Here is a 17,395-nt window from a genome sequence, read left to right as displayed (position 1 = left end):
CAAGACCAACGGAAGGAACGTCTGATGCCGGGACGTCAACGGCGTGACGGCGGCAACGGACCCGCCGGACAGCAGAATGGTGCCGCCGGTGGCGGCGACAACCAGCGTGGTGGCGGCCGCGACCGCCGTGGCGGCAACGACCGTCGCGACCAGCAGGCCGAGAAGAACCAGCTCGAGCGCGTCGTCGCGATCAACCGCGTCTCCAAGGTCGTGAAGGGTGGTCGTCGCTTCAGCTTCACCGCCCTCGTGATCGTCGGTGACGGCAACGGTCTGGTCGGCGTCGGCTACGGCAAGGCCAAGGAAGTTCCGGCGGCCATCCAGAAGGGTGTCGAGGAGGCTCGCAAGAGCTTCTTCCGCGTCCCGATGATCGGCTCCACCATCGTCCACCCGGTTCAGGGTGAGGCGGCGGCCGGTGTCGTCATGCTGCGTCCGGCCTCGCCCGGTACCGGTGTGATCGCCGGTGGTGCGGCTCGCGCCGTGCTGGAATGCGCTGGCATCCATGACATTCTGGCGAAGTCGCTCGGTAGCGACAACGCCATCAACGTCGTGCACGCGACGGTTGCGGCGCTCAAGATGCTGCAGCGTCCGGAAGAGGTCGCGGCTCGCCGTGGCCTGCCGCTCGAGGACGTTGCCCCCGCGGGCATGCTCCGTGCGCGTGCTCAGGCTGCGGGAGGTGCCAGGTAATGGCGGATCTCAAGGTAACCCAGATCAAGAGCACGATCGGCGCCAAGAAGAACCAGCGTGACAGCTTGCGCACGCTCGGTCTGCGCAAGATCCGGCAGACCGTGGTTCGCGAGGACAACTCGCAGAACCGGGGACTCATCAACGTCGTGCGCCACCTCGTGACAGTTGAGGAGGTCTGACATGACCATCAAGTTGCATCACCTGCGTCCCGCGCCCGGTGCCAAGACCGAGAAGACTCGGGTCGGCCGTGGTGAGGGTTCCAAGGGTAAGACCGCGGGCCGTGGTACCAAGGGCACCAAGGCACGCAAGAACGTCCCCGCGTCCTTCGAGGGTGGGCAGATGCCGCTGCACATGCGGCTGCCCAAGCTCAAGGGCTTCACGAACCGGTTCCGCACGGAATACCAGGTCGTGAACGTCGGCGTCATCGCCAAGCTGTTCCCCGAGGGTGGCGAGATCGGCAAGGCCGAGCTCGTCGCGGCCGGTGCGGTTCGCAAGAACCAGCTGGTAAAGGTTCTCGGCGACGGCGAGATCGGCGTCGCGGTCCAGGTGACCGTCGACAAGGTGACCGGCGCGGCCAAGGAAAAGATCACTGCGGCCGGTGGCTCTGTCACCGAGCTGGGCTGACGGTACTCTGCTCTCAATGGCACCGGACGAGTGAAAGCTCGTCCGGTGCCACTGTTAGAGTTCAAGTTGTTGTCTGCCAAGCCTCGTCATGGTTTTCAGCGTCCCCAGATGCCGATCCTTCGGATCTGGAGTATTGCTTGAAATATCCATGTCCTGACCATGTCGTTCGCCAGGAGGATCTGTGCTTTCCGCCTTCGTATCGGCCTTCCGGACTCCGGACTTACGGCGGAAGATTCTCTTCACGCTGGGGTTGATCGCGCTGTACCGTCTGGGTGCCGCGTTGCCGTCCCCCGGCGTCGATTACAGGGCCGTCCAGGATTGCATCAAGCAGGTGTCCGGCGGTGAGTCCGGCGGTATCTACCAGCTGATCAACCTGTTCTCCGGTGGCGCGCTGCTGCAGCTGTCGGTGTTCGCGATCGGCATCATGCCGTACATCACCGCGAGCATCATCATCCAGCTGCTGACGGTCGTCATCCCGCGGTTCGAGGAACTGCGCAAGGAAGGCCAGTCCGGCCAGAACAAGATGACGCAGTACACCAGGTACCTGTCGATCGCGCTGGCGATCCTGCAGGCAACCGGTCTCGTCGCGCTCGCCTCCCGCAAGCAACTGCTGCAGGGCTGCGATAAGAACATCATCGCCGACAACGGCATCTTCGGCATGATCATCATCGTGCTGGTGATGACCGCCGGTGCGGCCCTTGTCATGTGGTTCGGTGAGCAGATCACCGAACGCGGTGTCGGCAACGGTATGTCGCTGCTGATCTTCGCCGGTATCGCCGCGCGCATCCCCACCGAGGGCAAGCAGATCCTGGACAGCCGTGGCGGATTGGTGTTCGGCCTCGTGTGCTTCGCCGCACTCGTCATCGTCACCGCCGTCATCTTCGTCGAGCAAGGCCAGCGCCGAATTCCGGTGCAGTACGCCAAACGCGTGGTCGGCCGGAAGATGTACGGCGGCTCCTCGACCTATCTGCCGCTGAAGGTCAACCAGGCCGGTGTCATCCCGGTGATCTTCGCGTCCTCGCTGCTCTACCTGCCCAACCTGGTTTCCCAGCTCACCTCCTCGAAGAACAACCCGAACCCGAGCTGGTGGCAGGACATCATCGCCAAGTACCTGGTGAACCCGGGCAACCCGGTCTACATCGCGATCTACTTCGGTCTGATCGTGTTCTTCACCTACTTCTACGTCGCGATCACCTTCAACCCGGAGGAACGCGCGGACGAGATGAAGAAGTTCGGTGGCTTCATCCCGGGGTACCGCCCCGGTAAGCCCACCGCCGACTACCTCAATTTTGTGCTGAGCCGCATCACCCTGCCCGGCTCGATCTACCTCGGTCTCGTTGCTGTCCTGCCGAATCTTTTCCTCGATATCGGCGCTTCCGGTAACGGCCAGAACCTCCCGTTCGGTGGCACCGCGGTGCTGATCATGGTGAGCGTCGGCCTGGACACGGTGAAGCAGATCGAAAGTCAGCTGATGAATCGAAATTACGAAGGGTTCCTCAAGTGAGAGTTGTACTGCTCGGTCCGCCGGGTGCCGGCAAGGGCACTCAGGCCGTCCTGCTTTCGGAAACACTGGGCGTTCCGCACATCTCCACCGGGGATCTGTTCCGCGCGAATATCGGCCAGCAGACGCTGCTCGGCCGCGAAGCACAGAAGTACATGGACGCGGGCGATCTGGTGCCGAGCGACGTCACCAACCGCATGGTCGAGGCCAGGGTCAACGAGACCGACGCCGCGAACGGCTTTGTGCTGGACGGCTATCCGCGCACGGTCGACCAGGCCGACGCGCTGGAGAAGATTCTCGCCGAAATGGACAAGAAGCTCGACGCGGTGCTGAGCTTCGATGTGCCGGAAGAGATCGTGATCGAGCGGTTGGTCGAACGCGGTCGCACCAGCGGGCGCAGCGACGACAACGCCGAGGTCATCCACAACCGGATGGTGGTCTACCGGGACGAGACCGCGCCGCTGCTCGAGCACTACGACGGCCTTGTCGTCCAGGTGGACGCGGTCGGCAGCATCGACGAGGTGCATGCCCGCGTGCTGCACGCCCTGGGCCGCTGATGCTGTTCACGACGGGACGCTGATGGTCTTCGGCCGTAAAGGCAAGAAGGTGGTGCCTTTTCGCACCACCGGTGAACTCGACGCCATGGCGGCGGCGGGCGCGATCGTCGGTCGCGCCCTGGTCGCCGTGCGCGCGGCCGCCAAGCCGGGAGTGTCCACCCTCGAGCTCGACGAGGTCGCCGAGCAGCTCATCCGCGACGCGGGTGCGGTGCCGTCCTTCAAGGGCTACCACGGGTTCCCCGGCTCGATCTGCGCGTCGGTGAACGACCGTGTGGTGCACGGGATTCCGACCGCGGGTGAGATCCTGACCGAGGGCGATCTGGTTTCCATCGACTGCGGCGCCATTCTCGAAGGCTGGCACGGTGATTCGGCGTGGACGTTCGGCGTCGGCAACATCATCGACGCCGACCGGTTGCTCAGCGAGGCGACCAAGCTCTCCATGGAGGCCGGTATCGAGGCGATGCTGCCCGGTAATCGGCTCTCCGACGTCTCGCATGCCATCGAGCTCGGCACCCGCGCCGCAGAGCAGCTGCACGGCCGCGCCTACGGCATTGTCGACGGCTACGGCGGGCACGCCATCGGCCGCGAAATGCACCTCGATCCGTTCCTGGCCAACGAGGGCGACCCGGGCAAGGGCCCGAAACTCGTCGTGGGATCGGTCCTCGCGATCGAACCCATGCTGACCCTCGGCACCACCCAAACCCAGGTCCTCGACGACGACTGGACCGTCGTCACCATCGACGGCACCCGCGCCGCCCACTGGGAACACACGGTCGCCGTCACCGAAAACGGCCCCCGCATCCTCACCCTGCGCCCGGAATAAGCCAGTTTGTCGGACGATGCGCGTCGTCCGAGCGGATGCGCACGCACCCGTTGCCGACAGTGGGCGCCGCCGATCTCTGCCGACCCCCTCCTGTGCGGAAGATCGGCGGCGCAACGTTGTTCGTGACACTGGGGGTCGGGACGCTGCGTGGCGAGGAGTCGATACGCACCGACGCCAGCGGCGGGTTGCCCCGTGCTGGACGATCTCGCCGCGTGCTCGGGGTGCGGCACAGTCGCGCCTGCCCCCGAGTCGTGGACGATACCCAGCGGTATCGCTGGATCGGTGTCGTCGTTCCTTGCGCCTGCGGCGCGCGACCGTGACTTTGGGCCGGGCGGCGTTGCCCGGGTGTCGAAATCAGGTCGACGTTGGTGCCTGATCTCTTCGGTGCTGAACTATGCCGTTAGCGTATGTTCGAGCGGGTGGGGACGACGCGAGTAGACCACTACTCGAATCCGGTTGGCGCACCACGCGGTTCGGGGTTGCACCAGCATGGGCCGGCAGGCGGATGGGTCGGAAATTGTGTGTGGTGTGCGAATTCCCTTGCGGCAGGTAGTCAGCGGGCGGGCGCGGGGTTCGATGAACCGCCTCGGCCGGAGCGCAGTGCGGTGCGGAGCACCAAAGTCACCAGGGGAAGGTCGAATTCGCCCTCGGCCGTCTCCGGCCTGCTGTGCAGATAGTCGGTGATGCGGCGCAACACCTCGGTTCGCTGCTCCGGCGAAATCACCAGGGTGTGTGAGTGCGTTCCGATGGTCGCGGTCAGCGACGCCGCGGTCCGTCGATGGCTGTGCGGGAATCGGGCGGTTTCGAAAGGCTCGAACAGCGGATGCTCGGGCAGCTTGGCGGCGGCCGGTTCCGGCGCCGGAGCCGAGGCCTCGGAGCGCGCGATGCGGCCCAATTCGGCGACCCAGTCGACGTCCGGATCGTCGGTGTTCCACAGCGCCGCGAAAACTCCGTCTTTCTGCAATACCCGCGCGAACTCAGGAAAAGCGCGCTGCTGATCGAACCAGTGGAACGCCTGGCCGGCCACGATCGCGTCCACCGATCCGTCCGCGAGCGGAATCGCCTCCGCCGTCCCCTCATACACGCGTACCCCTGGCAGCCGTCGCATCAACTCGACGCGCATACCGTCGTCGGGTTCGACCGCGATCACCGTGGCACCGGCGGCGAGCAGCCCCTCGGTGAGTTTGCCGGTACCCGCGCCGAGGTCGAGCACGACCGGCGCGGGCACGGCCGGAACAAACTCCAATGCCCACTTGATGGCCGCGAGGGGATAGTCCGGCCGGTGTTCGGCATAGTCCATCGCGTTGGCGCCGAAGGAGGTTGCCCGCCGGGCATGCAGGTCACGCTGGCTCGCATCTCGATCAGTCGTATTCCCCATGCGCCCCACCCTAGGTCCGGGTGGGGCGCATGGGGAAGGAATTACGACGCGCCTGGCAAACGCCGCACCCCAGCGCACACTTCGGCGGCCAGGTCGTCGTAGCCGACGGCCAGTTCCGCGAGGCGCTGCCACGCGTCCCACAGGTCCCACTCGGAGGCACTCGCCAGCGCCGCGTAGGCGTTGGCGGTGAACTGGGCGAGCCGGTCGATCACGGCGCCGACCGTCTCGGTGTGCACATGCGCGGCGCCGTGCGCGGGCGGCAGTTGCACGGTGATCCAGCGGTCGATATCACGCACCAAACTCGCTCGGAGCGCGTCGATTTCGTAGATGGCCTCGCGCCCGGCGCCGAGCCGCCGCTCGTGCAGCGTGGTCAACTCGTGTGCGCACCGAAGCAGTGGGTTGTTCTCCGGGTGCTCACCCCGGCAGGCTTGCAGCACTTGATGTTTGGCGGGAAGCTGCCCGGTCGTCATCGCAGCCCCATGTTGCGGCAGGCCCGCAGGGTGTCCACGATGGCAGCGCCGGACGGCCGAAATCTGTTCTCCGGAGCCACAATCCACTCGCGGTATCCGGCGTGCGCGTCGGCGGGGGATGGCAGTGCGATCTCGCCGCCGATCGGCACGATCGACACGTTGAGCCGGAACAGTTCGGCGAACAGGCGTACGTCGTCGGGCAGGTCGGGCCGGATCAAGAAGGTCCACCGTTTCGAGCGCACATGAGAAATGACGGGGCCCAAGGGATTTCGATGATGTATCAAATCGTCGTGGACCTGCTGACCAAGCGCGGCGGGCATGGTGATCGCGCCGACGAATCCGGCCCGGACGATGATCCGGCCGATCTCCGGAAGGAATCCGGCGGGTAGGTCACAGGTGTGGCGGTAATAGGCGCATCGGGCGGCTGGGGTCTCCGCCAACGCCAGTTGATCCATGAGAAGAGCCTCGACTAGCATCGTGTGTCTGGTGAAGCCGCCCGAACTAGTGCGTCATGGCCACTGAGGGTGACCTATGACACCCGTTCGGGCGTGGTCTCAGTAGAGCACTCCATGGATGGGCATAAACGTTCCGTTCAATTAGTTCTCGAGAAGTTTGCCTGCGGGATTCATGCCGTCCGCCCGGTTGACCTGCGAACCGCACGTCATTCCTCGATTCCGGCATTCGCCGCCGACGGCCCGCCCGCGACCGCGGGGTACTTTAATGCTGAAGTGTTGGGCGCGACCCGGAGGTCTGGTCCGCCCCGAGGTCGTATGCGAGGTCATCCCCGCGGCGTACTCCGGTGGTCGTATCCGCGACAGCAAATTCAGGGTTAGTCACCGATGTGCCGCAGCCGGTCCATACCTACGCTGATTGGCATGACAACAATTGCTCTCGCTTCCGCCCCCGCCCTGGCCAGCGCCGCTGAAACAGCAGGCTCGATCGCCTTCGGCGTTCTCGCCGTCGCCGTCGCCATCGGTGCCATCGCATTGTTCATCGCAGGTGTGGTGAGCGCGCTACGATCCAGCAACTACGCGGCGGCCGGTAAGGCGATATGGGTGCTGCTCATGCTCGCGTTCCCGTTCCTCGGCCCGGTGGTGTGGTTCATCTGGGGCCGCAACTCGACCATTCAGCCGGTACGGCCGACCGCCATCGGGTGACGCCTCACGGCGTCGTGCGGAAGAACAGCACGCGATCACCGTGCTCGGCGAGCGGGGTGGTCGCGCTGATCTGCCGCAGGCCGCTCGACGGAAGATAGGTGAGGTTGGCGAACATCTGGGTATTGCCGAACGCCGCGCGCAGTTTCGTTTCGTTCGCGCGGTCGGCGTTCAGATCAGCCAGCATCTTGAAGTCAAGGGGCGCGAGCGGTTTGTCCAACGGCGCCTGGCCGGCCGGTCTGCCGAGCGCGGCGTACTGGGTCGCCGCGCCGTGCTCGTACCAGCACAGCTCGTAGGCGACATGCTCGGTCACCGTGATCGCGGCCACCGGCCAGTCCTGAGACAGCCGTCGCGCCAGCGGGTGCTTGCCGACCGGCGTCAGCTCCCAGTGCAGGCTCATCACCGTCACCCAGCCGCCGTAGGGCTGATCGATCAGCACCACGTCGTCGCTGAGCTTCTCCGCCGTATTCACCTCGGCGTCGGTGATCTTCCAATGCTCCTCGCGCTCACCGAGATAGCTCTCCCGATCCAGCGGATAGGCGTCGTCGGTCGCGTACGCACCGATGATCGCCGCGCGGATCTGCGCGATCGCGTCCGGCACCGGGCAGTACACGCTCAGCGCGCCGAAGCTGGTGCCGATCTGCACCGGCATCGACGGCGGATCGGGTTCCGCGCCGGGCAGCAGCGGCCGCAGGCCGACGAGGGCGAGCTTCCAGTTGATCTCCTCGACGGTCGACAGATCGCCGGAGGACTTGAACAGGATCTGCTGCTGAGTCAGCCGTCCGGCCTGCTCGAGCGTGCGGCAACCGAGTTCGGCGAGCGCCTTGTACGACTTCGGCGTCAGGTCGAGATCTTGAACCCCGCACGCGCGCAACCGGATCGACATGCTCGTCGAGGTGAACGCGGAGTACCGCTCGCGGTACATCGACAGGGCCTGCTTGCGGGACCGGCCGACCATCAGCGTCCGCAGCAACGTGCTCAGGCTGGCCAGGTATTTGCCGGACAGCTCCGGCGCCGCCGCGGCCAGCGCGCTGCGGATCCGTGCCGCCTCCTCGGTCGCCGCGACGGCGGCATCCTGATCGAGGCGGCCGAGCCACACGCCACACTTCGACAGGCCGTCGGCACAGAGCCCAGCGACCTCCGGGTGTATCCGCGCCACTTGCCGATAGGCGTCGCACGCGCGCCGGATGGTGGTGGTGGCGAGTTCGCGGCGACCGCTGTGCCTGGCCGCGAGCTCGACCGACCGCAGGGCTTCGTTCAGTTCGCCAGCCAGACGTGCGTTCAACACCTGTCCGGTGGCGAGCAGGCGGAGCCGGATACCGACCGCCTCCTCGGCGGGTGCCAGCGCGTCCCTGGTCCGGTCCCGTACCGACCCGTCGGTCTTGGTGGCGATAAAGCCTTTCGCCAGATCGGCGAGCGAGGTGGCCAGTCGCAGATCCGCCTCGATCGAACGATCAAGCGCCGCATACCGATCCGCGGCGACCCGACGCTCCAGCGCGTCCAGATCCATCGCGTCCCTCGTTTCCAGCATGATCCTCCGCTAACCGGCGGCGTCTAGCCACCCGCACCTTCTGCGCACGAGTCTGTCACGGTTACGGGCTCGGCGCACCAGGATCCTTCGCTGCGGGTGTGCTCGGACCCGCCCGGCAGGACCGGTGTGATCACCATCGCGTCCGCAGCGCGCGATCAAGCTTCCAGCAACAGCGTGACGGGGCCGTCGTTGACGAGTTCGACGCGCATGTCGGCACCGAACCGGCCGGTCGCGACGGTGGCGCCGAGTTCGACAAGTGCGCGGACGAACGCTTCGAAGAGGGGCTGTGCGACGAGACCCGGCGCGGCCGCGTTCCAGGACGGGCGGCGGCCCTTGGTGGTGTCGGCGTAGAGGGTGAACTGGCTGACCACGAGGATCGGGGCGGCCAGGTCGGCGGCGGAGCGCTCGCCGTCGAGGATCCGTAACCGGAACACCTTGTCGGCGAGCGATTTCGCGATCGCCTCGGTATCACCGTGGGTGGCGCCGACCAGCGCGAGCAGCCCGTGCGGAACTCCGGCCGCGGCCGGGTCGATGCGGCCGACGACCTCGTCGTCGACGGTCACCTTGGCGGAACTCACTCGTTGCAGCAGCACGCGCACAGTCGTTGATCATGCCGTGCCGCACGGCGATGAGCCGGTCCGACCCGGCGCGGCCGACACCCGCGGTAATCGTTCGATGATGCGCGCGTGATGGATATTGCGCCCGAATTCCGTTGGGCGACACCGCGAGTTCACCGCTGTGCGGTGTCGTAGAAGCCTGTCGACGTGAGGCTGCCATGGGACTGTATCTGCCCGAAGGGCTGCGCTGGCTTGGTTGGGTCGCCGGTGCGACCTGGCCCGACGGCGACGAGAGCGGCATGTGGGAGATCGCGGCCGCGTGGAAGAAGGCGAGCGAGGACCTGACCGCCTTGTTGACGGAGGTCGATGCGGCCAAGAGCGCGACGATGTCGGCGTATCGGTCGGGCGACGGTGCTGTCGAGATGGGAGCGACGTTCGACAAGCTGCACAGCGGCGACCAATCCCTGGAATCGCTCGCACAGCTGCTCGAGACGGTCTCCGACTCCAGTTTCGACGCTGGCACCGAACTCGAAGCGACGAAGATCAACATCATCGTTTCGCTCGTCTGGTTGGGGCTGGAAATCATCTGGGCCTGGCTTTTTCCGCCGACCGCACCCGCGGCGGAGGCGGCGGCCATCACGACAACCCGGTCGATTCTGAAGGTGCTCGAGGACCGGCTTGCCGCGCAGATCGGCAAGTTGGCCGCGAAACTCGGTGCGGCCACCGAGAAGCGGTTCTTCTTGAAGACGCTGGCGTCGGGGCGCCTGGTCGCGCCGACCGCCAAGGGGTGGGGCGTGTACTCGGTGAAACTGCTCGAGACCGGGCTCACCTCGGGGGGATTGGACGCGAGCGTGCAGCTCGGTCAGATGGCCGCCGGGCATCGCCGGAAATTCGACGCTACCCAGTTCGGCGTCTCCATCTTCGCCTCGGCCGCCGGTACCTTTCCCTCTCGGGAGTTCGCGCGCTACATGGGTTTTGGACTGGACAAGGTGATCGGCGGGCGGAATATCGGCGCGTGGGGCGCCACGGCGCGCGGTGCGTTCATCGGCGCGGGGGCCGGGCTGGTCGGTTCGGTGGCGGGGAATGTCGCGGTTGGGGCGGCGACCGGGTCGTGGTCGTCGTTCGGGTCGCCCGCCGGGTGGGTCGGTGCCGCGGCGCGAGGCGGGCTGGTCGGTGGTGCGCGAGGTGGATTCACCATGAAGAATGTTTCGCCGACCGATGTGCGACGGTTCGTCTGGGCGAGCAAGCCGACCCCGCCCGCGGCCGTTGCCAGGGGAGGGAACGGATCGACGCGAAACGGTGATGGTTCGGCGGTTGTGCCGAATGGGTCGGCGGCACAGTCACATTCGGTATCGAACAGGTCGGCGTCGAATAGTGCTGGGTCGCAACAGGGGACAGGTTCTGGGCGCGGGCCGTCGGCGCAGAGTGTGCATTCGTCCGGAGGTGATGGACAGTCCGGCTCGTCCGTGCGGCCGTCGTCGACGCACAGCGCCGGTCCCCCGGTGCGGTCTCCCGGTGGATCATCGGGTGGTTCGCAGCGGTCGGATTCGTTTGTGACGGCTCGTGAGAATTCCTTTGTGACGGCTCGTGAATCGTTTGGTGGGTCGTCGGTTCGTGAATCGGCGGGTGGTTCGTCGGTTCGCGAGTCAACGGGTGGTTCGTCGGTACGTGAGACGACGGGTGGTCCGCCGGTTCGTGAGACGACTGGTGGTCCGCCGGTTCGTGAGATGTCGAGTGGGTCGTCGGGGCGTGAGACGACGGGTGGTCCGCCGGTTCGTGAATCAACCGGCGGTCCGCCAGTTCGTGAATCAACCGGCGGTCCACCAGTTCGCGAGTCAACCGGCGGTCCACCGGTTCGTGAGACGACGAGTGGTCCACCGGTTCGTGAGTCAACGGGTGGTCCGTCGGTTCGTGAGACGACGGGTGGTCCGCCGGTTCGTGAGATGTCGAGCGGCTCGTCGGGGCGCGAGACAACCGGCGGCCCCCCGGTCCGCGAAACGACGAGTGGATCATCGGGACGTGAGACGACGGGTGGGTCGTCGGTTCGTGAGACGACGGGTGGCCCCCCGGTGCGCGAGACAACGAGCGGATCCTCGGGACGCGAAACCACCGGCGGGTCGTCGGGCTCATCGCAGCGCACCGGTTCGTTCGTGACCGCGACGGAAAGACCCGGCGGGGACGGGAGCCATCCGATACCGACGCGCACCGGCGCGGGCCTCGAGCCGCCGACGTCATGGCAGTCGTCCGTGGACGGTGGATGGGCACCGCCCACGTCGAGCACCCATGGGTCATCGACATCACTGCCGATCGGCGGCAGTCAGCGGGGAAGTGCGATCGTCCCGGAGCAGAACGTCACCGGCACAACAGGTTCGCGGCCGTCATCGACGGCGTCGGGCAGCGGCGAGCGGGAACCCGTCCACAGACCGGCACCTGGTCAGGATCTGGACTCCTACCTCAGCCCTGGTAAGGACCTGAAGGCGAAGACGCGACCGAAGCAGGTCATCGACTGGGGCCCGATGCCCGCACCGTTCAAGGTGCCCAAAGCGCCCACGGTGGACTACTGGCTACCGGACGGCTCGAAAAAGAAAGCGGCACCGCAGGTCGATGTGCCGTTCACGATGAGCGATAAGGAGAAATAATGCCCCAGGTCGAGGTCGATACCGACCAGTTACGTGGCGCCGCGAAACACTCGGCGGCGATCCATGACCGAATCGACAACGTACTCACCACTTTGCTGGGAAAGCTGACCGCGACCGGCGCCGCGTGGGGCACGGACAGCACCGGCAAGAAATTCGCCGATGGCGACAAGGGCTATCTCGCCGCGCACGACAACCTGGTCGGGGGCATCAAGGGAATGGCGACGACGTTCGGTACGGTCGCCGATGGTCAACGCGACGCCGCCGCCCTGATCGACAATCAGGAAGTCGACAATGTCCATGGCTTCGGGCCGCAGGGCAAGGCATAGCGGCAACTCGGCTGTGCGTCCAGAACCGCTCTCACCACAGGGAACGGGGACGAATGTCGTTGGCCAGATCGATCAGCGCATACCGATGCAGCCGGTTCGGCGTGGACCGTGCCACCGCGCGCAGCACCGATTCCAGTCCGCCACGCAGGCCCGCCTCCGTATAGCGGAACCCGAGGATCGTGCCGCGCGGCTCCGGTCGCCCACCCCGGCTCAGCCAGGCCAGCGCGGCGGTCAAGACGATCGCCTGCAGCTGCATCAGTCGCGGCTCGTCCGGTAGCGCGTGCAGGTGCGCGGCCGCCGCGTCGAGATCTGTTTGGGTCAGCTCGGTTACCGGTTTGGTGGCCAGCAGCAGACACGCGGTCATCTGCGCGGCATTGTGGTGCCGCGAGGAATCCGGCACCTGCCGCAGCGTGGCAACGGCGGTGAACACGTCGCCGTCGACGGCAAGCCTGCGCGCCAGACCGAACGCCGCGCTCGCCACACCACGGGTGTTTCGCCAGACGGACTGGTAGTAATCCGTGGCCGCGCGGCGCCACCGGTTCGGCTCGTCGGAGTTCTCGCTCGTTTGCAGCATGAGTTCGGCGGTGGCGGCCAGCGCTAGCAGCGGCGCGATCTCACCGGGGACCATGGAGTGCACGCGATCGAAATGCTCATATGCCCGCGCGAATTCGGCGCAGGACAATTCGGCGATACCGGTGTACCAGTCGATCCGCCAGTCCGTGTGATAGCCGGGCAATAGATGCTCGAGGTTTACCCGTGCCTGCTCGACCTCGCCGAGGTCGAGATGCGCCCGCACGGCGGTCAAAGTGCCTTCCAGGTCAAAGGTTTCGGGTGTGCTGATGGCTCCCGCGCTCATGTCCGCGGTGCTCTGGCGCAGGGTGTCGAGGGTCCGCTGCGGATCGCCGTGCAGTAGGGGAGACAGCAGTTCCGCACTCGGATCCTCGCTGTCGATCAGCGGCACCGGCAGTGCGGCAACGACACTCGGCGGATCGAGGGTCAGCGTCAAATGCAGGCCCTCGATGACTCCCTCGGTCTGCCGGATCAGCGTGTCGATACCGAAATCGCCACGCGGCGAACCGAATACGGCCGAGGTCTGCGGGTACTCCTGGTTCGTGTCCTCGGTGAGGACCGCGCGGAGCACGCCAGCGAGTTGACGGTACATCGCGTACGCGGACGGAAACCGTTGCGCCGGATCGGGATCGGTGGCCCGCAGCAGCAGCCGCTCGAAGGACGGATAGCGGCGCAGCACCGGCTCCTCGTCGGCGGACGGGATGCCTGGCAGTTTCGGGCCGAGCTGGTCGGTGGGCATCCGCAGGGTCAACGCGGCCAGCGTCCGGCCGACCGTGTGGATATCGGAGGCCACCGTCGGACCGGTGCTGGTGAATTCGGGTGCCTGATAGCCGAGCGTGCCGTAGAGACTGCCGCCGGATTCCCTGGCCGCCACCGCGCCGAGGTCGATGAGTTTGACCTCGTCCTCGGTGACCATGATGTTGTCCGGCTTCAGATCGTTGTAGGCAAGGCCGAACGAGTGCAGGTAATCCAGCGCCGGCAGTACTTCCATCACATACGCGATGGCCTCGGCCACCGGGATGCGTTCAGGTGCGCGAAGATCGAGCATTTCCTTCAGCGATTGCCCACCCACATACTCCATCACGATGTATCCGCACGGAATTCCCTCCGCCGACCGATGCTTGACGAAGTTGAAGATTTTCACGATCCCCGGATGCGCCATTTCCGACAGGAACTGGCGTTCGGCGAGCGCGACGACGTGTGCTTCGAAGTCGAGCGGGTTCTGCAGCCCTTTCAAGACGACCCAGCGGTCGCTGACATTGCGATCGCGGGCCAGGAATATCCAGCCCATACCGCCGTAGGCGAGGCAGCCCTGCACTTCATATTGACCGGCTATCACATCGCCGGTGGCCAACAGCGGCCGGAAGTTGAACGGTGACCCGCAATTCGGGCATTTACCCGCCGTCGCCCCTGGCTCGGTGCCGGCCGATCGGCCGATGGGCTTCTGGCATTTCCAGCAGAACCGTTTGTCTTCGGGAACTTCGGGATGGCGGAGCATAGCGGCGGCCGGGTCGACCAGTGACACCCTCGGCAGGTCGACAAGTCCCGCGCTGAGGCGGCGAACACTCGGTCGGGAGCGAACACTGCGTTCGGAGCTCGGTTCGTTCTCCGGCGATAGCGAATCGTTCTGATCGGGCGACCACGGAGTGGTTTCGGTTGCCGTCGCGCGCCGGGTTGCCCAGGGATACTGGGCCCGATACGTCATTTCCGCGGGATTGCGGGTCAGTGTGGCCGACGGTGCGTCCTGGCGAATGTCGTCGGATCCACTGAGGTGTTCCGGCATTCGACCCTCTCAGCACCCGCGATTACAACAGCGGGCCAACCCGCTCCGCTCCGCGGCACCGGTGGATTACCGTGCCGCGGAGCGGATAGGACAGGTCGGCCTTATCGCGATTCTGCCTCATTGTGCGTTGCGGTGTCGTTGCTTGCGCGGGATATTTCGGTAATACGAGGATCGCGATGTTCCATCGGTCGCTCGGCGACCACCGGGAATGCGCCGGTATAGCCTTCGCGCATCGCCGCGAGATGCATAACCCTGCGCCGGGCGAGGAACCAGCCGCCGATCATGGCCGGGATCATGATCACCGCCATCGCGATGACGGCGCCACGCTGCACATCGCTACCGCTGAACAGCATGAGCACGACCACCGCGGCCAGGAACACCAGTGTCGCGATGCTCGTGTACGGCGCGCCGATCAGCCGGAAGGAGGGGCGCTCCATCCGTCCTTCCTTCGACCAACGCCACAGCTTGAGCTGGCAGACCACGATCGCGGCCCACGCCGTGATGGTGCCCAACGCCGACATGTTCAGCACGATTTCGAAGGCCTTCTGCGGAACGAGGGCGTTGAGCCCGACACCGACCAGCGCGACCGCGCCGGTGGCGAGAATGCCCACGTAAGGCACGCCGCGTTTGGACATCAGACCCGCCATCGCGGGGGCACTGCCGTTCATCGACATCGATCGCAGGATTCGGCCGGTGGAGTAGAGCCCGGCATTCAGGCTGGAGAACGCCGCGGTCAGCACGACCAGGTTCATCATCGTGCCTGCGCCGCCGACGCCGATCTTGGAGAAGAAGGTGACGAAGGGGCTCTCACCGGACTTGAACGCGGTGTAAGGCAACAGCAGTGACAGCAATATCAGCGATCCGACATAGAACAGCGCGATGCGGGCGATGACCGAGTTGATGGCGCGCGGCATGATCTTGGCCGGGTTTTCCGCCTCACCGGCGGCGGTGCCGATCAGTTCCACCGCGGCATAGGCGAAGATGACGCCGGTGGTGGACAGGACGAGCGGAATCGTGCCGTTCGGCAGCAAACCGCCGTGGTCGCTGATCACGCTGATCCCGGTGGTGTTGCCCTGGATCGGGAATCGGCCCGCCAGGAATATGGTGCCGACGATGAGGAAGCCCATCAGCGCGACCACCTTGATCAGCGCGGCCCAGAATTCCATCTCGCCGAACCAGCGCACCGACACCATGTTGATGCTGACCACCAGTGCCAACGCGATGAGCGCGATCGTCCACTGCGGAATCACCTGCAGGCTGCCCCAGTAGTGGACGTAGGTGGCGATCGCGGTGATGTCGACGATGCCGGTCATACACCAGTGGAAGAAGTACATCCAGCCGACACCGAAGGCGAGCTTCTCGCCGTAGAACTCGCGGGCGTAGGAGACGAACGAGCCCGACGACGGGCGGTGCAGGATCAGCTCACCGAGTGCCCGCAGGATGAAGAAGACGAAGATGCCGCACACGGCATACGCCACGAAAAGCCCCGCGCCGGCGTCCTTCAACCGGCCGCCGGCGCCGAGGAACAGCCCGGTGCCGATCGCGCCGCCGATGGCGATCATCTGCAGTTGGCGTGGGCGTAGCGCCTTGTGATAGCCCGCATCCTCGGCATGCAGGGCACGCGCGGTCGGCTCCTGCGTCTCTGAGGGAGGTCGAACGATGGTCATGCGTGGGGCCTTTCATGTGACGGCAGTCATATCGCTCAGTAACGTACCGCTGTTTAACGGCACGTTCAACACATGTACATGAATGTCATCTCATGAAACGAAATCGTCATGTGGGGCCGCGCTGACGGCTACCGGACGGCAATTGTCCGGGGCGGCAACGGTTATCGCGCGGGCCCGCGACGGCTCCCGGGACCGTCGGCGGTCCCGGCTTCGCGGACCGCGGTGAAATAACGCACCTTCGGACCGGCGGTCAGCGCGGGTTACGGTGTGGTTTCCTTGAGTTATGGCAGCAGGTACGGAGTTTACGATCGACGAGCTGGCGCGTCAGGCCGGCACGACCGTGCGGAGCCTGCGCGTCTATCACGAGCGAGGCGTGCTGCCGCCCCCGCAGGTGAAGGGGCGCACCGGTTTCTACGGGTCCGAACACCTCAACCGGGTGCGCACCATCGGCCGGTTGCTGGATCGGGGCATCAAGCTCAACGGCATCAGGGAACTGCTCGAAGCCTGGGACCGCGGGGACGACCTGGGTGACATCCTCGGCGTTCCCGAACCGGAGGCCATCGCCCATCCCGGTGTTAGCGCAGAACCCGGCGCGCCGGTCGATCCGCATGTGCCGCCGTCTGTTGACGAAAAGGTCGTTGCCGCAACCGAACTCGCTGATCACTACCGTGATGTTCCGCATGGTCTCGCCCGGGTCGTCGCGACCGGAATGTACGAGCCGCTCGACGCCGCCACCTACCTCGTCGCCGACCATCAGCTCGTTCGGATCGCCGAGCAATTGGCGGCGGCGGGTGCGTCGCCCGCGCAGGTGCTCGACGAGATCGAGCGGTTGCGGGGCGATTGCGACCGCATTGCCCGTCGATTCGTTGATGTCTTCGAGCGGACCGCCTGGCAGTCGTTCCGGCAGTCGGGGCGTACCCCCGAGGATCGGGCCGAGCTTGCCGAGCGGGTGCTTGCCGCCCGCGTTGTACCTGGTCAGGCCGCGGCTGAGCTGGTCAATCGTTTCGTCGCGCGGTACCTCGAACGCGATATCGCGGAGCTGGCCGACGAGCTGCCCGGGCTATAACCACAGCTCAAACCTTGCCGCTGGACAGCGGCACGTCCTTCGATGTAACGTTTAAGTCGGGATCC

The 17,395-nt window shown here is 65.8% G+C and carries 17 protein-coding genes; 10 read left to right on the top strand and 7 right to left on the bottom strand.

The window, feature by feature from the left end:
* Positions 1–24: 24 nt before the first annotated feature.
* The 6 genes from rpsE to map all read left to right on the top strand — a co-directional run bounded on the left by rpsE (position 25) and on the right by map (position 4,189).
* The gene (rpsE, locus tag OG203_RS20675) at positions 25–684 is read left to right on the top strand and encodes a 30S ribosomal protein S5 (protein ID WP_107654159.1); all 660 of its coding nucleotides are present in this window, start codon (positions 25–27) and stop codon (positions 682–684) included.
* Positions 684–863, top strand: a complete 180-nt coding sequence (gene rpmD, locus OG203_RS20670) for a 50S ribosomal protein L30 (protein WP_150404110.1) — start codon at positions 684–686, stop codon at positions 861–863. Before rpsE ends, rpmD begins: the two co-directional genes overlap by 1 nt.
* A gap of 1 nt (position 864) precedes the next feature.
* Complete coding sequence (rplO, locus tag OG203_RS20665) at positions 865–1,308, top strand: 50S ribosomal protein L15 (protein ID WP_379286737.1); 444 nt, start codon at positions 865–867, stop codon at positions 1,306–1,308.
* 181 nt (positions 1,309–1,489) lie between these two features.
* Entirely contained in the window at positions 1,490–2,812 is a 1,323-nt protein-coding gene (gene secY / locus OG203_RS20660) for a preprotein translocase subunit SecY (protein WP_405167271.1), read from the top strand.
* On the top strand, positions 2,809–3,366 hold the full coding sequence (locus tag OG203_RS20655) for an adenylate kinase (protein ID WP_405167270.1): 558 nt from the start codon (positions 2,809–2,811) through the stop codon (positions 3,364–3,366). The genes secY and OG203_RS20655 overlap by 4 nt, the downstream gene beginning before the upstream one ends.
* A gap of 22 nt (positions 3,367–3,388) precedes the next feature.
* On the top strand, positions 3,389–4,189 hold the full coding sequence (gene map / locus OG203_RS20650) for a type I methionyl aminopeptidase (RefSeq protein ID WP_405167269.1): 801 nt from the start codon (positions 3,389–3,391) through the stop codon (positions 4,187–4,189).
* A gap of 553 nt (positions 4,190–4,742) precedes the next feature.
* Here the strand turns inward: map and OG203_RS20645 are convergent.
* From OG203_RS20645 to OG203_RS20635, 3 genes are read right to left on the bottom strand one after another with little or no spacing between them, the layout of a single operon-like run.
* Positions 4,743–5,567, bottom strand: coding sequence for a class I SAM-dependent methyltransferase (locus tag OG203_RS20645; protein WP_405167268.1), 825 nt, complete (start codon positions 5,565–5,567; stop codon positions 4,743–4,745).
* Positions 5,568–5,608: 41 nt separating this feature from the next.
* Complete coding sequence (locus OG203_RS20640; RefSeq protein ID WP_405167267.1) at positions 5,609–6,037, bottom strand: DUF4254 domain-containing protein; 429 nt, start codon at positions 6,035–6,037, stop codon at positions 5,609–5,611.
* Positions 6,034–6,492 (bottom strand): DNA-directed RNA polymerase subunit beta, encoded by a 459-nt coding sequence (locus OG203_RS20635; RefSeq protein ID WP_405167266.1) that lies wholly within the window; start codon positions 6,490–6,492, stop codon positions 6,034–6,036. The genes OG203_RS20640 and OG203_RS20635 overlap by 4 nt, the downstream gene beginning before the upstream one ends.
* A gap of 420 nt (positions 6,493–6,912) precedes the next feature.
* On the opposite strand from OG203_RS20635, the gene OG203_RS20630 reads away from it, so the two are divergent.
* Positions 6,913–7,194 (top strand): PLDc N-terminal domain-containing protein, encoded by a 282-nt coding sequence (locus OG203_RS20630; protein WP_405167265.1) that lies wholly within the window; start codon positions 6,913–6,915, stop codon positions 7,192–7,194.
* 4 nt (positions 7,195–7,198) lie between these two features.
* On the opposite strand, the gene OG203_RS20625 is transcribed toward OG203_RS20630, so the two are convergent.
* Positions 7,199–8,722, bottom strand: a complete 1,524-nt coding sequence (locus OG203_RS20625) for a hypothetical protein (RefSeq protein ID WP_405167264.1) — start codon at positions 8,720–8,722, stop codon at positions 7,199–7,201.
* 155 nt (positions 8,723–8,877) lie between these two features.
* On the bottom strand, positions 8,878–9,321 hold the full coding sequence (gene dtd, locus OG203_RS20620) for a D-aminoacyl-tRNA deacylase (protein WP_405167263.1): 444 nt from the start codon (positions 9,319–9,321) through the stop codon (positions 8,878–8,880).
* A gap of 176 nt (positions 9,322–9,497) precedes the next feature.
* On the opposite strand from dtd, the gene OG203_RS20615 reads away from it, so the two are divergent.
* Both OG203_RS20615 and OG203_RS20610 read left to right on the top strand, forming a co-directional pair.
* On the top strand, positions 9,498–11,918 hold the full coding sequence (locus tag OG203_RS20615; RefSeq protein WP_405167262.1) for a hypothetical protein: 2,421 nt from the start codon (positions 9,498–9,500) through the stop codon (positions 11,916–11,918).
* Positions 11,918–12,244, top strand: coding sequence for a WXG100 family type VII secretion target (locus tag OG203_RS20610; RefSeq protein WP_405167261.1), 327 nt, complete (start codon positions 11,918–11,920; stop codon positions 12,242–12,244). Before OG203_RS20615 ends, OG203_RS20610 begins: the two co-directional genes overlap by 1 nt.
* A 31-nt stretch (positions 12,245–12,275) precedes the next feature.
* On the opposite strand, the gene OG203_RS20605 is transcribed toward OG203_RS20610, so the two are convergent.
* Both OG203_RS20605 and OG203_RS20600 read right to left on the bottom strand, forming a co-directional pair.
* Positions 12,276–14,597 (bottom strand): tetratricopeptide repeat protein, encoded by a 2,322-nt coding sequence (locus OG203_RS20605; RefSeq protein ID WP_405167260.1) that lies wholly within the window; start codon positions 14,595–14,597, stop codon positions 12,276–12,278.
* Positions 14,598–14,698: 101 nt separating this feature from the next.
* The gene (locus OG203_RS20600) at positions 14,699–16,264 is read right to left on the bottom strand and encodes an amino acid permease (RefSeq protein WP_405167259.1); all 1,566 of its coding nucleotides are present in this window, start codon (positions 16,262–16,264) and stop codon (positions 14,699–14,701) included.
* Positions 16,265–16,547: 283 nt separating this feature from the next.
* Here OG203_RS20600 and OG203_RS20595 point away from each other — a divergent pair, with 283 nt between their 5' ends.
* On the top strand, positions 16,548–17,330 hold the full coding sequence (locus OG203_RS20595) for a MerR family transcriptional regulator (protein WP_405167258.1): 783 nt from the start codon (positions 16,548–16,550) through the stop codon (positions 17,328–17,330).
* Positions 17,331–17,395 lie beyond the last annotated feature (65 nt).

This window comes from Nocardia sp. NBC_01499 (assembly GCF_045040275.1).
In the GTDB taxonomy this organism is placed as follows: Bacteria; Actinomycetota; Actinomycetes; order Mycobacteriales; family Mycobacteriaceae; genus Nocardia.
This window is presented reverse-complemented; position numbering and strand designations above follow the sequence as displayed.

Bases quoted from the DNA above. Each gene is read 5' to 3' on its own strand.
- rpsE (WP_107654159.1), top strand. From the start codon at position 25: ATGCCGGGACGTCAACGGCGTGACGGCGGCAACGGACCCGCCGGACAG.
- rpmD (WP_150404110.1), top strand. From the start codon at position 684: ATGGCGGATCTCAAGGTAACCCAGATCAAGAGCACGATCGGCGCCAAG.
- rplO (WP_379286737.1), top strand. From the start codon at position 865: ATGACCATCAAGTTGCATCACCTGCGTCCCGCGCCCGGTGCCAAGACC.
- map (WP_405167269.1), top strand. From the start codon at position 3,389: ATGGTCTTCGGCCGTAAAGGCAAGAAGGTGGTGCCTTTTCGCACCACC.
- OG203_RS20645 (WP_405167268.1), bottom strand. From the start codon at position 5,567: ATGGGGAATACGACTGATCGAGATGCGAGCCAGCGTGACCTGCATGCC.
- OG203_RS20640 (WP_405167267.1), bottom strand. From the start codon at position 6,037: ATGACGACCGGGCAGCTTCCCGCCAAACATCAAGTGCTGCAAGCCTGC.
- OG203_RS20635 (WP_405167266.1), bottom strand. From the start codon at position 6,492: ATGGATCAACTGGCGTTGGCGGAGACCCCAGCCGCCCGATGCGCCTAT.
- OG203_RS20630 (WP_405167265.1), top strand. From the start codon at position 6,913: ATGACAACAATTGCTCTCGCTTCCGCCCCCGCCCTGGCCAGCGCCGCT.
- OG203_RS20625 (WP_405167264.1), bottom strand. From the start codon at position 8,722: ATGCTGGAAACGAGGGACGCGATGGATCTGGACGCGCTGGAGCGTCGG.
- OG203_RS20615 (WP_405167262.1), top strand. From the start codon at position 9,498: ATGGGACTGTATCTGCCCGAAGGGCTGCGCTGGCTTGGTTGGGTCGCC.
- OG203_RS20610 (WP_405167261.1), top strand. From the start codon at position 11,918: ATGCCCCAGGTCGAGGTCGATACCGACCAGTTACGTGGCGCCGCGAAA.
- OG203_RS20605 (WP_405167260.1), bottom strand. From the start codon at position 14,597: ATGCCGGAACACCTCAGTGGATCCGACGACATTCGCCAGGACGCACCG.
- OG203_RS20600 (WP_405167259.1), bottom strand. From the start codon at position 16,264: ATGACCATCGTTCGACCTCCCTCAGAGACGCAGGAGCCGACCGCGCGT.
- OG203_RS20595 (WP_405167258.1), top strand. From the start codon at position 16,548: ATGGCAGCAGGTACGGAGTTTACGATCGACGAGCTGGCGCGTCAGGCC.